The sequence below is a fragment of the Alkalinema pantanalense CENA528 genome (assembly GCF_050753345.1).
Taxonomy (GTDB): domain Bacteria; phylum Cyanobacteriota; class Cyanobacteriia; order Leptolyngbyales; family Leptolyngbyaceae; genus Alkalinema; species Alkalinema pantanalense.
This window is the reverse complement of record NZ_JBLZFX010000130.1, coordinates 1-13,603: the sequence shown is the minus strand read 5'-3', so window position 1 is coordinate 13,603 and position 13,603 is coordinate 1. Positions and strand designations below refer to the sequence as shown.

Annotated in this window: 10 protein-coding genes; 2 read left to right on the top strand and 8 right to left on the bottom strand. The window is 49.4% G+C overall.

Annotated features, from left to right (window positions below):
- Positions 1-108: 108 nt before the first annotated feature.
- From ACN4EG_RS25310 to pilM, 4 genes are all read right to left on the bottom strand, one after another.
- On the bottom strand, positions 109-1,533 hold the full coding sequence (locus ACN4EG_RS25310) for a secretin N-terminal domain-containing protein (protein ID WP_431633067.1): 1,425 nt from the start codon (positions 1,531-1,533) through the stop codon (positions 109-111).
- Positions 1,534-1,678: 145 nt separating this feature from the next.
- Positions 1,679-2,635, bottom strand: a complete 957-nt coding sequence (gspM, locus tag ACN4EG_RS25305; protein ID WP_431633066.1) for a type II secretion system protein GspM — start codon at positions 2,633-2,635, stop codon at positions 1,679-1,681.
- Positions 2,632-3,435 carry a PilN domain-containing protein gene (locus tag ACN4EG_RS25300; protein WP_431633065.1) on the bottom strand — a complete coding sequence of 268 codons (804 nt, stop codon included), beginning with the start codon at positions 3,433-3,435 and terminating at the stop codon, positions 2,632-2,634. The genes gspM and ACN4EG_RS25300 overlap by 4 nt, the downstream gene beginning before the upstream one ends.
- On the bottom strand, positions 3,436-4,539 hold the full coding sequence (gene pilM, locus ACN4EG_RS25295; protein ID WP_431633064.1) for a type IV pilus assembly protein PilM: 1,104 nt from the start codon (positions 4,537-4,539) through the stop codon (positions 3,436-3,438).
- 606 nt (positions 4,540-5,145) lie between these two features.
- Between pilM and ACN4EG_RS25290 the strand changes: the two genes are divergently transcribed.
- Positions 5,146-6,468, top strand: a complete 1,323-nt coding sequence (locus ACN4EG_RS25290) for an ABC transporter substrate-binding protein (protein WP_431633063.1) — start codon at positions 5,146-5,148, stop codon at positions 6,466-6,468.
- Positions 6,469-6,599: 131 nt separating this feature from the next.
- Here ACN4EG_RS25290 and ACN4EG_RS25285 read toward each other — a convergent pair whose 3' ends face one another.
- Both ACN4EG_RS25285 and ACN4EG_RS25280 read right to left on the bottom strand, forming a co-directional pair.
- Entirely contained in the window at positions 6,600-8,084 is a 1,485-nt protein-coding gene (locus ACN4EG_RS25285) for a FecR family protein (protein ID WP_431633062.1), read from the bottom strand.
- Positions 8,085-9,415: 1,331 nt separating this feature from the next.
- Entirely contained in the window at positions 9,416-9,550 is a 135-nt protein-coding gene (locus tag ACN4EG_RS25280; RefSeq protein WP_431633061.1) for a hypothetical protein, read from the bottom strand.
- Positions 9,551-9,636: 86 nt separating this feature from the next.
- Between ACN4EG_RS25280 and ACN4EG_RS25275 the strand changes: the two genes are divergently transcribed.
- Complete coding sequence (locus ACN4EG_RS25275; RefSeq protein ID WP_431633060.1) at positions 9,637-10,683, top strand: BamA/TamA family outer membrane protein; 1,047 nt, start codon at positions 9,637-9,639, stop codon at positions 10,681-10,683.
- Between the two features lie 159 nt (positions 10,684-10,842).
- On the opposite strand, the gene ACN4EG_RS25270 is transcribed toward ACN4EG_RS25275, so the two are convergent.
- Together ACN4EG_RS25270 and ACN4EG_RS25265 are read right to left on the bottom strand one after the other, a co-directional pair.
- Complete coding sequence (locus tag ACN4EG_RS25270; protein WP_431633059.1) at positions 10,843-11,730, bottom strand: sulfurtransferase; 888 nt, start codon at positions 11,728-11,730, stop codon at positions 10,843-10,845.
- Positions 11,731-12,712: 982 nt separating this feature from the next.
- Positions 12,713-13,396: a peptidoglycan-binding domain-containing protein gene (locus ACN4EG_RS25265; protein WP_431633058.1), complete on the bottom strand. Its 684-nt coding sequence runs from the start codon at positions 13,394-13,396 to the stop codon at positions 12,713-12,715.
- Positions 13,397-13,603: the final 207 nt, after the last annotated feature.

Below are 13,603 nucleotides of genomic sequence, written 5' to 3'. Positions count from 1 at the left end.
TCAATTCGCTCAACATTTCATCGTCTTCTGGGCTAAGAATGATACGGAGAGGGGCTGGCATTTTAAAGAGAAAAAAGTTCCTTCTATCTTACATTTAATTTACCCCTCCTACTTACCACCGGAGTTCACAACATTAGTGTCATTGATATTGAACGAGAAACTGGTTCCTGCGCGGTTAATGCCTAGGAGATTCACATCAATAATTTTGACGCTGACGGAAGCTTGACGCTTACGGGCATCTAACTGGGTCAACAAGGCTGTCGCGATCGCCACCTTACGGGGGGAGCCGGTTAGCGTAATGCTATTCAACCGATTATCACCCGATACTGAAAGCCCCCGCAGAATCAGCGGGCCAACCCCTTCATTGGCTCGCAATGCCAAAATCGTAGGCGTCCGAGTTTCGATCGTTCTCGCGGCTGCTCCTTCCCCAACGGTTTGCACTTGCACCTGGGTGATCGGCAACTGCGTTTCTGCCCCTTGGGTCGTCAAGAAGTTAGAGGCATTTTCCGTTGTAGTCTGATTCAGCCGAATCGTGCGGGAAATTACATTCCGCGCATCATCCGGTAGCCGAGGCCCCACAAACACCGTGCGACCCACTCGATTGGCTTCTAGGCCGGCACACTGAGCCCCTGCACCGGGTGCACCGCCAGAGGATCCAGACGGGGCAACACAGGCAATTCTCAGCACGTAATTGAAAACATCCTGCACAGATTCATTTTCAATGTCCAGGGATACCGTTGGCCCACCGGAGCTAGAACCCCCACCGGGCGCACCGGGGACTGACGCCCCAGGGCCTGATCCAGGCGTTTCCGCAAAGGCTAGGTTCATCCCAGCAGCCCGTGCCAAGAGGGACAACACTTCCCGCACGGGGGCATCCCGGAGCACTAATCGGGGAATCCGCTCACTGGTACCTAGATCGATATAGCTGGGGCTAGTATCAATCTGTGCCACGGCCATATCACCCACCGGAGGTGGAGAGGCCTTAGGTAGCAGGGGAGGCACCGGAGTGACCGGCGCAATGGGAGCCGTTCGGGGTGCGGTGGGATTAGGCACGAAGGGCGCGATCGACGGTGCCGGAGTTGGGGCGGCACTGGGTGCTGGAGTCGCTTGGGCCACACGGGTATCCCCCGGCTTACCATTCACACTAAACACCACACTCTCGCCATCTTTTCGGGTAATTTGACCCGTCGGGGTGCCGTTTTGACCCACCACCGTTACCTGAACGCCATTGTTCACCGGAGACACCATCACCGAAGCGATGCCAGGAGCCGGATTATCCTGCCGCAGAGGCTGATTTTTTGCCAACTGAGCATTAAAAATAAATCCCGTCCAAGTATTTCCTCGGTTGGTATTAAAGACTTGTGGCGCTTTACCGCCTTCAGATTGGGTTTTCAGGATGACATCAAATCCCGTTTGACTGGGACTGACTTGGACGTCGGTCACTTGGGTGGAAGCTGCAACAGCAGGATGAGCCACTGCGACTAGCGCGACCGTTGCAGCCAGTGCTCCACTGATTTCTCGAAACTGTCTCACAGTACACTCCTCTGATGGAAAAGGGTTGTGAAGCGGTCGCGCCTTAGGAAAGATCGCGATCGTCTAATCAAGGTCTAGTCAGAATAAAGTCAACTCAAGTTAACTCAGACCAAAGCTTGGTAAGTTCAAGCCTTGGCCTACAGTCCTATTTCGCGGCAGGACTCGGGCTCGGACTGGGGGCTAATTTCTTCGCCTCGTCGGAGGTGAGCGGAATCAGCGCATCCATCTTGAAGGAAGTCGTCACCAAAGAGTCTGGCTGACAATTGGTTAAGAACCGAATTTGGTCAGCGGACTTAATCGTGCCGTCTCCGGGGGTAACCTCATACAAGCGATTGACGCGAGGTTCTTGGCCACCCCGACCCCGCTTGACGTTCAACTCACGAATAATCAAGAGGGGCTGCAATCGCTCGATCGTGCGGAAAATATTTTGGGTTTGATTAAAATTCCCTTCAAATTCAACACTAATCGTGCTGCGCTTCAGTTTATTGTTAAGGGCTTCACCCAAGGAACCATCGTTGACCACACCAGCAACGGCTGTTTTCGCAGCGGGATTGCTAGCTTGAGCCGGGTCAACAAAGGGCTGGAACTTCCTTAACTTAGCTTCAGCAACAAGCGGCCCAAATTGCTCCTCAAACTTTTGGGCGCTGGCTATACTCGTGTATTGCTCCTTAACCCACACCGGGCAATTGGCTAATTTAGCCCGTTTCTCGTTGACAACACCGCGATTATTCTTTTCAATCAACTGACTGAGATCAAACAGAATTGTGTCGAGGTTTTTCTCAGAAGCAAAGAGTGCCAGAACCTGCTGACGCTGCTGCTCTACTTGGGCCAATCGAACTTTTGAATCTTTGAGTTTCTTTTCGATCGTTTGTAGTTCTTTTAGTTGCTCTTGCTTTTGGGCAACCTGCTCCTTAAGTTGGTTGTACTGATCCCAAGCGGGTTGGACGAGGTTTAGCCACAATAAAACTGCACCAACTATGCCACCAATCCCCAACAGAACGCCTGTCACCGTTGGGGTAAAAGTGATGCCAAAGGCCGAGGGATAACTGGGGCCTGAATCAAATTCAGGATCTTGAGGAATAAAATCTCCACTAGCGGTCATGGTTTAATCACTCCCTTATTTTTGAGGGACTCAATGCGGCTAACAAGACCCACAGCGCCCTTACGATCGAGTTCTCGCAACAAATCGGCAGTGGGAACATCCGTGACTGCCGTTTGAATCGAAAACTTGATATCGCCTGGGAACTTAGGAATTTCTAAGGTTTGGGGGGAACCTGTATCCTTCCGTTCGATCGGTAAGCTGATCGAAGATAGGGCCTTAGGATCCTCTCGCTCCACCGAAACAATGCTGGTTTCTTCCGGTTTGAGGAAATTAGACTGCTGCAACACCACCAGAAAGTCATTGACCTCCTCAAAGCTGCGGGCAATCCCTTGAATCAGGACAATGCCTGAGGTTGGCGCATTAGCCGCTGCCCCCGCCTGTTGGCCTTGGGGTTGCTGCTGGGTGATTGAACTCAGTTGAACACCTGCGGGTAAGCGATCGCGCAAATCCTGCGCCATGGCAGACCAGGGTTTAATTTGGTTGAACACGGAAGCCAACGCTTGCATTTCAGTTTCCGCTGCTTTTACCTTGCTTTCAGCGTCGGCTAATTCTTTTTTCTTAGCTTCCAAATTTCCTAATTGGCTATCCAGTCGGGCTTGCTCATCTTGCAATACCCCATTCTGCCAATTAAAAAAGGCCCAAATGCCCAAGGTGCCAAAAATCAGCAACAGCATTAAGCCGGTTCCCGCATACAAAGGGCGCTTATCATCGGGAGAAAGCCCTGGGCTGCGGCTCCGTCCCGCTGAATCCGGTTTTAGATCTGGGCGATCGTTGAGAAAATTAATATCTAAGCTATACATCTACCATGCCTCCCGTAAACCTAGTCCCAGCACAACGCCCAAACTCGGTCTTACCGTCTCTGGAATGTCCTGCGGAGTTTCTAGCGCCAACGCTGCAACCGGATCGATCTGGCTACAGGGTAGACTCAAGCGTTGGGTAAAAAATTCATCCAGTTGCCCGATCGCAGCTCCTGGCCCTGCCAAAAGCAATTGCGCTACCTCTAGGTTTTCCCCTTGGTTGGTGTAGAAATCGATCGAGCGCCGCAACTCATCCGCCAGCTCTCCCAAGATGCGCAACATGGCAGCAGTACCAGGATTCGTTCCTCCGGGACGACTTCCCATATCACTACTCACGGGAATGGTCATCCCTTGCAGTAAATCAATACTGCGAGAAGGTGGTAAGTTCATGGCGCGGGATAGGGCGCTTTGAATTTGATAGGTGCCAATGGGAACGGTTCGAGAAAATTGCGGAACGCCATCTACGGTGATCGAAATTTCAGTACTTTCAAACTCGATATCCACGATCGCCACCGCTTCTTGGGGGGCAAACTGACGCAACTGATCTCGAATGGTTCGAATCAGCGAAAAGCTACTAATTTCTAAAACGTCAATTTCCAAGCCTGCTTGGCGAAAGGTGCGGATGTAGGAATCCGTCATTTCCTTGCGGGTGGCTACTAACAACACTTGGACTTTTTCAATCCCATCTTCATCGATAAAAAGTCCAAGTTTTTGATAATCCACATCGGCTTCTTCTCGGGGGAAGGGGAGATACAAACCAGCCTCTTGGTTCAACACCATATCCCGCAATTCTCGATCGTCCAGCTCAGCTGGAACCGGAATAATGCGTGTTACCGTATCCCGCCCACCCAGCACCGCTGTGGCCACCTGTTTAGCCTTAATTTTGTTCTCAGCCATGGCCGACTGAATCAACTCAGCCAGGGCTGATTGATCCACAATTTGACCTTCCTGAAAAACCCCTTCTGGTACCGGAATAGTCACATAATTTGCCAGCCGAAACTTTTGCCCTTGCCGCCGCAAAAGCACGATGTTGATGCGATCGGGAGCCAATTCAATACCGACCCCTTTCGACTTCTTTGAAAATAGACCCTTAAAACTGTTAACCACAGCGTTGCTAGCCCACTATGAACGAGTTTGAAAGTAAGAAATGGCGAACCGAAACACGACAACTCACTGTCAAATACAGTGCGTTCTACCGCATGGTACACAATTTATTTCAGAATGAACGACTAGTTTTGCTAAGTAGATAAATCTCTCGCAAGCTAGCGCTATTCTTGCTATAACCCCGATCAATGGATCGAGCAATCATCCTATAGAGATTGAGTCAGAGTTCCTTTGTAGATAGCAAAATTTCACCTCATTTTTTGAGAGAATTTCCATCGGCCAAGACTCTTAATAAAGAAATCTAGGAACCCTGAAAAGTAGTTTCAATTTATAGCTATGAAGCTACTCAATTAGGCCAAGATGTTCTTAGTTGAAGAAACATTTGATCTAAATACGAATAGCACCCCAACAGTGATGTTACACACAATCTTCAAAAACGCACGAAAAAATCTGAGTTTTCCGCAAGATTCGCTCCTTTGGTAGACTGACCGGGGTAGATAAGCCCTGTTTTAACGGTAGGACGGGGCGATCGTGGGTACTTAAGGTGGGTACTTAAGGTGGGTACTTAAGCGGATATCAATTGAGGAAATGAACTTGAGGCTATCAACTATGGATGGGATACAAGAACGGTGGAGCAAATGGTGGAGCAGACAGTCGAGCAACGCTTGGCAACAGTTCTGTATCTGGGGACTCTTGGGATTGCTGGCCAGCTGGCTGATCAGTTGCGGGGGAAATGCCCAGAAATCATCGGGGGCCGCCGAAGTTGAATTTTGGACGATGCAGCTTCAGCCCCAGTACACCAGCTACTTCAACCAATTGATTAGTCGCTTCGAAGCTGAAAATCCTGGCACTAAAGTAAAATGGGTGGACGTTCCTTGGGCGGCGATGGAAAGCAAAATCCTCACTTCAGTGGCCGCTAAAACAGCCCCCGATGTCGTTAATTTAAATCCTAACTTTGCTTCCCAACTGGCCGAGAAAGATGTCTGGATGGATCTCTCGAGTAAGGTGCCACCACAGGTTCAACAACAATACTTACCTAACATTTGGAAAGCCAGCACCCTAGAGAATAAAACCTTTGGACTCCCCTGGTACCTGACCACGCGCATTGCAATTTACAACCGAGATTTACTGAAGCAAGCGGGTTTAGATACCCCCCCCGCCACCTTCGCTGAGTTATTTAAGGCTGCCCAGCAGATTAAGGACAAAACCGGGAAATATGCCTTTTTCGCCACGTTGGTACCCACGGATTCTGGGGAAGTTCTAGAATCTTTTGTGCAACAGGGAGTGACCTTAGTGGATGGTCAGGGCAAAGCTGCTTTCAATACTCCCCAGGGAAAAGCTATTTTTCAAAGCTGGGTAGATCTCTACAAAAACGGCCTACTTCCTAAGGAAGTGCTGACCGAAGGCCACCGTCACGGGATCGACCTCTATCAGCAGGGTGAAACCGCGATTTTATCTTCTAGCCCTGAATTCCTCCGTACCGTTAGTAACAATGCTCCCACGATCGCCAAGGTCTCAGCCCCCGCAGCCCAACTGACGGGATCCACTGGCAAGAAAAACGTTGCGGTGATGAACTTAGTCATTCCTAAAATGACCGATCAGCCAGAGGCCGCGCTGAAATTTGCACTTTTTGTCACCAACAACGAAAACCAGTTAGCCTTTGCCAAGGCGGCCAATGTTCTCCCTTCGACCCAAGCCGCTCTACAAGATCCCTACTTCAGCCAGGTACCTGCCCAAGCTACAGCGCTGGATCAAGCCCGCATCATCAGTGCCCAACAACTGAAGGAAGCAGAAGTTCTAATTCCTGCAATGAAAAATATCAAGCAATTGCAAAAGCTAATCTATGAAAATCTCCAGGCTGCAATGCTGGGACAAAAGTCCGTTGATCAAGCGATCGCGGATGCAGCTCAAGCGTGGAATGAAGCCAGCTAACGGCGATCGGATGCCATAAAACTCGCAAGACGTAAAAAAGAGGGCTGTTCAATCCCTCTTTTTTTATGTCACTAACTTGTTACTCGATACCGCGACCTACGTTCTCGAAGGAATTCCAAACCGACTGGGCTTCAATTATTTAATCCAGGAGGGATGGTAGATGTGTTTAATGCAGGAGCTAAAGCCGGAGACGAATTTTGAGTAGCTCCGACGGAAGGAACGGTGGTTGGAGTAGGGGTCGCAGTGGAATTCTGGAGGGAACTTAAGCCTGGATCAGGCGCAGTTCCGTTATTTAACCCTGGTGGAGTCCCGTTGTTACCCACCCCATTAGGCGCAGTTCCATTAATCAACCCCGGCGGAGTGCCGTTGTTCCCCAAACCTGGATCTGGAGTTGGTGGCTGTACAGGCGGTTGTACGGGTGGTTGGGGCTGTACGGGTGGCTGTACGGGTGGTTGGGGCTGTACAGGCGGTTGGGGCTGTACAGGCGGTTGGGGCTGTACAGGCGGTTGGGGCTGTACGGGTGGCTGTACAGGCGGTTGGGGCTGTACAGGCGGTTGGGGCAACTCAGTTAGATTTTTCGTGGGAGGCTCTACCGAAGGAGGCTCCACCCGACTTCCACCCGAAGGTGGTGAAATAATGGGTTGCTTCGAAATCCGATCTTCTGGAGAACTATCAACCCGACCTTGCCCTAAATTAACACTTGATGAATTTCCAGGGGGTGGGGAAACAGTGGTGCTTCCTGTAACACGATCGTTGAATTGGATCCGTGCATCGGGCAAGTTGGGATTGGCTAAATCAAAGGCCGTTCCACTGGCCAGCGTGCCGGGTAAAGTGGGTGTGCCTGCTTGTACCAGTCGGTGGGCTGGATTTTTCAGAATATCGGGGGTTTCAGCGATCGGGCCTTCAAAGGGAGATTGCTCCTTTAAAGCTTGAACCGTTTCTTCCTGCACCTTCGCAATATCGGGATCGGAATGGCGTCCGTTACTGCCTTGTAGGTCTAGCCCCTTGACCATTTCACTCGTTTCATAGAAGCGGCGCAGGTCAAATTCATAGAGGCCGATAATTTTGTCTTTTTGTAAGACAACCATCTCCCCAGCCCGGAGCCCCAGTTTTTGTTCACCACTTTTATTTTCAATTTCCATCGGCCCGGTGGGATTATTGGTCAGTGCACCCACGACCGTAATGTCATCCTCTTCGATGTAGCGAATGAAAAGGGCTGATCCCCGCACACCTGCAGTGGCGTTGGGGGTTCTAAAGGTTCCCCCGCCCTGACCCGGCGGAATAACAAAGAGAAACGTTCCCTTGCTGAGGTCATAGTGGCGCTGATTAGGCCGGAAGCTGAAGGTAGAAAGCTCACCTACCCGAGCAAAGGTTCCATCATTAAACCGTAGATCTGCCCGGGATGATTTCCGAGTGGAGAGCAAGTCTCCTGGTGTCAGACGATCCTCAAGTCGGGCAGGACGACGTCCCTGATTTTTAAGCGCAACCTGCACTTCACGAATCAGTTTTTTGACTCGGGCATCCGTCAGGGGTGCTGCGATCGCCCCATTTAGTTGGAGTGCCAAACTCAGACCAATCCCTGTGATGGCTGCGAGAGGGAACCATTTACTAAACATAACTGCCCCGCGAGTTGAGTGTAATAAAAAACCGCTCTAATGCCATGCACCCGTAATATTCAGTAGCCATATCGCACAATATCAAAGAAAGCTCCCCCGGATCATTCATAGGGGCGAGGATACTCATTAAAACTTTCTTCAGCGCTAATTGATCATTTTTGATTGTTATGTACCATTAAGCGCTAGGTACCTAATGCTTATCACTTGATCGCTACATCACACTGTCTCTAATCACACTGGATTGCGTTATGCCCTGCCACCTTGAAGACACACCCTATTGGCTTCATTACTTGGCTTCACTCCCCAGTATGGCAAGTTTTTCCCTAAAAAACCTGAGGAATCGCAATACTTAATATCTAACCAGATAGATCAAGTGAACCACATCTAACGGGTGAATTCCCATAGATGAAACCAACTTTACCCATCTTGACACAATTTACGCCAATCGTTTTTTATGAACCTCCTTCCCTGGCTAGGAGCGAGCCTTGACCATTCCTTAGCCATTCCCTGGAAAATTCAGGATGAAACTTGGGGAATTTCCATAGCAATCAGACGTAAATCGCGAGAAAGCTGCTATCCAGGGACTGCAAGACTTCGAGCCGAAGCCTGCTCATCAATCAGATGGGATGGCTATAAATTCAACAACCTTGAGAAGAATGGCCAAATATCTGATTCAAAGAATACCTGGCTCAAAAAAACTATCTTAAAGAATACTTTGTAGAAAATTTTAAAACAGACTTTAGGATTTTACCCAAGAACCAACCTTCCTAAAAGTATATGAACAGTCTAGGAAAATCACCAGCCTCTTTAAGAAGACTTTAATTCCCTAACATAATGAGGATGACAGGAAGTGCAATAGCGGCTACAAAGGAAGGCAGCTTTCGATTTGGCGCTTTGAACGGAGTGGAGCAGGATGGAAGTGTATCGCACCTAGGGCGCGATCGTTGCACGAAGTTTTGTGATTCACCCAATCCAGGGAGGCCAGTTGAGAGGATCGCATTCTAACATAGGCTGTCTAGCACAGGCTGTATTAGACAGACAGACATTAAGCGATACTCCTTAAAATTTCCCAATTCATAATTTCCCAATTCATCAAGCACCAAACCAGGATACTTACGCGACCCTTCCCCCAATTGTTCTCCAGAACCTGTGCTGATCAAATTAAGGTGATTGTCTCTTGCTCCAGCAACTTCACGATGGCCGTATACCGTTGTCTCGGCTGATAGCCAATCTCAGTATCCAACTTGCTGTCATGACTAGCGTTGGGGTTGGCGCACCTGCATTGGCCAATTTTGCACCTTTAGTGCCCCCCGACAAACCCAGCAGACAACCTAACTCGCCTCCCCCTTTTCCGCCACCTGCCAATAGTCCGGCTGTCCCACCGCCACCCGATTCCCGCTTTGGCCTTCCACGGTTGGCCCCCATGGGAACACCTCCCCAACCAGCAGTCTGGCCCCAAAATTCATCGCTAGACAGCTCGTTTCAGGATCATCTCCTGCCCAATCATTTTTCCCGTCTGGATGGGCTATTGCACAACCCTGCAGCGGTTCCTATGGGGAATGTTTCAACTTTCTCGAAGGCAACGCAGTGGAAGTTACTGGAAACTCTTTCGTTACAACAATGGCCTATTTCAACGATCGGGGCGACCCCAACGATTAAAACTCCTTTAGCTCCGCCTTCCCAGGCCAAGTCTCTACTGGCCGAAACTCCTACATCTGATCCAGAGTTAGGAGAAATTCGCCTGAAACCCAATACAGATCCCGAGCTAGGAACTTTAACATTACGTCCAATCGGTTCTGCGGATCCAGAACTTGGGGACTTACGTATTCGGGAACCCAGACCCTTACCTCAACCACCGCAGCCTAAAGCTCCTTCTGTCTTCTTGTTGGGCCGGGTGGACTATTTTCGAAATACCAATATTTTTTCGTCTGCTTTTTTAAGCGAGGCTGACGGATTGATTCGGTCAGGATTCACCCTGTTCTATGCCCCTGCCCTCGGGCCTCAAACCTACGCCGTGACGTCGATCGATGCCAATATCATTCGATATGCCAATGCCTCACTCTTAAATTACGATGAACTGCGATTGCGGGCAGGAATTCTGCAACGGTTGAGTCCCCGCATGTTTGGGGAAATCGGCTGGAGTAACCAACAATTATTTACTTCCAAGGAAGGATTACGAACTATTCTGACCGGAGAGCGGTTCCTCAACGATAATTCTTTACGGATCGAATTTTCGCGGCAAGACCCGCTTAGCAAACGACTTAGTTTCAATACCTACTACCAATTTCGTTGGAGTTTAGTAGATGAGATTCAAGACTACGATCGGCTTGTCAACACGTTAGTCGGATCTCTCAGCTACCAACTATCCCCGAGTCTACAGGCCGCTTTAGATTATCAGTTCATTTGGACACATTTTACTCAGCAGCCCCGAGAAGACTGGTACCACCAACTAGCGGGTCGCCTCAGCTACACCCTGAATCCCCGCACCCAAATCAACATTTTCGGAGGACGTAGTTTCGGTAATTCCTCCAATCCTGGGTTGGACTTCAACGGGTGGCTCCTAGGGGTAGGGATTGTCTTTAATGTGCCACTGTTTTAGGGGCTGACTGTTTTAGGGGCTGACTGTTTCAGGTAAAAGCAGTTTTAGAAAGAATAGTTTTAGAAAGAATAGTTTTAGAAAGAATAGTTTTAGAGGCCAACTTGGTGCACCTAGATTGTCTGAATCTAGCGCCTTTACCCACCCACTTTCTCAACCGTACTAAACCAAGTAAGAACACCAATCACTCCAACTACCGGGATACAGTTTCGCAGGAATCCCAACTTGATAGAGGGAGAGTAGATTAACACAGGCTGTTACACCGGATCCACAGTAGGCAATGATTTCCGGAGAGGGCGGAGCGGCGGAGAGGGCTTTCCAGCGATCTCGTTGAATATCTAAGGATTGTACAAAGCCGTTTTCATCAGTCACCGTTTGCCAGGGGTAATTTACCGCTCCAGGAATGTGGCCCGCGATGGGATCGATCGGTTCCGATTCTCCTCGATAGCGCACGGATTCCCGCGAATCAATCAAGATCATCTTGGACTCTAGCTCAGGTTGAGATTGACGTTCGCGGATGTCCTGGATATTCACAATTGCCTGGGGGTTGGGGCGAGGCACAAAGGCACCTTGGCGTGGTGGCGGAATTTCTGCCGTGGTGGATAAGCCTGCGGCTTGCCATGCAGACCAGCCCCCATTGAGGACAGCGGCCCGATCGTGCCCCAAGTACCTTAGCAGCCACCACAACCGAGCCGCAAACGCCAATCGCGAGTCATCGTAGGCCACAACCAATGTTTCTGGGGTGATCCCCATCGCTGTTAATTGAGCCGCCACAACTTCTGGATTTGGCAAGGGATGGCGACCACCATGGGTTGCCACAGGGCTAGAGAGATCTTGGTTGAGGTCGAGATAATACGCGCCGGGAAGATGACTTGTTTCATATTGCTGCCGTCCGAGGAGGGGCTGCATCAATGAGAAACGACAATCTACAATGACGATCGAAGCATGGGGATTATCAGGATTGTTGCCCTCCGATTGCAACTGCAATTGATGGCAAAGATCTTCGATCGAAATAACCGCCGATCGTGCAAAGTGATCTAAAGTAACCATACCGATTTCTTCACCAGACTTTCAAATACGCTGGAAGAGTTACATCCTAGAATGACATCAAATTAGAGGCACAGAATCTCGCCGCCCAGCTCATTCAGTTAAGCAATTGAAAAGAGTATATCTTAACATTTCAAAGGGTCTAGTCAAAATGACCAGACCCTGAATACTAGAGATTAATTCAATTTGCAACTTGGTTCAATTACGAAAGCGAGATCGTGGACAAAATCACATTAGTCAACGGGCTTTAAATCGCTCTCAGTCTATTCAGACTGTACTTCTAGGTGGATTGTAGAGAAGCCTCAAACAACGTAACTAGCAGGTACATGTTAATTGAGTTGAATAATGTTTAAGACTAGATTCCAGAGCTAAGATTTTGAGACCGAAGATGAAGCTCAAAAGTTAACCTTTGTGATGGGATTAAAGCAGGCGGCACAAGCTTTAATCTATATCTTTGGGGAGGAGGTGTGTTGCTCCTTTTGTGCCTGCATCTAATCTACTCGGTACAGACTGAAAAAAACAAGAGTTTTATCAAAGTTGATGGCTAGTTACATTTTGCAATAATCTTGTTTTAAGACTGTTGCAATCTCTAGCTTGGGACATGGCTCAACCCGTCAAACTCAACCCGTTAAAGCTCAACCCGTTAAAGCCTTGGGAACAGCATATCCGTAGAATCCCACATGGATGGGTAGGTGGGTGGACGGGTAGATGAAGGAATCGGGAATATAATTTCTTCGCAAATCCTTAAAGTGATTTAAGTGAACGGTCTACCCAACAAACTGTTTAGCCAGCAAACTGTTTAGCTAACCTTGCTGTCTAGTGAATCGCTAGCGTTGTAAGGCTTTCCAAGTGGCTTCACCAACCACTCCAAGGAATCGGGAATATAATTTCTTCGCAAATCCTTAAAGTGATTTAAGTGAACGGTCTACCCAACAAACTGTTTAGCCAGCAAACTGTTTAGCTAACCTTGCTGTCTAGTGAATCGCTAGCGTTGTAAGGCTTTCCAAGTGGCTTCACCAACCACTCCATCGACTTCTAATTTCGCTTGCTCTTGTAAGGCTTTGACCGCTGCTTCCGTTTCATCGCCAAAAATACCATCCGCTAGACTGGGGAGCAGACCGATCGCCCGAAGCCGTTTCTGTAACCGAACGACTGCTTCTCCGCTGGCTCCTTTGCGCAGGACTGGATAGGGATCTTCTGGGGAAGTCGCTTGAGGCGATGGTGTTTTTTGAGGGGCGGCGGGTTTGGAAGGAGCCGTAGGCTTGGAAGGAGTGGCGATCGGGGTGGATGAATTCGACGGTTTTGGCCCTGGGGTGGGGGCACTGGATGGCGTGACGTTGGAAAGCGTTGCACCGGGCGCAGGGGGGAGTAACTTTGCCCAGGTTTCTCCCCCCACGACTCCATCCTGACTGAGTCCAGCAGCCTGCTGAAATCGGGTCACAGCAATCAAGGTTTCTTCGGTGTAGGTTCCCGTTACCGCCCCCCCATAGAATCCCAACAGTTTGAGGATGCCTTGGAGTTCTATAACATCTGCGCCCTGACTGCCGAGTTTGAGCACCGGGCGGGTGAACCCATCTGTGGCACTTGGGATAGACAATGCTGAGGGCACGTTCGCCTGCGCAATCTTGCCTGGGAAATTGAATGGAGCCAAGGCACCCAAAAATCCCAAAAGTCCAACTCCTCCAAGGCTAACAAGGAGATTTTGTGTTTGATTTTGTCTCTGATGGTGAGTATCCTGTCTCATTCCCAAAATTCCCTAGTGGACTGTCAGTTTTCAATTTGTGGATAGAGGCGCTTCAGTCGAATCCGAGCATCGGCAGTAGTAAACTGCCAATCTACTGCCTTTTGCAATTGATTACGTTCAGTGTACCAAGCC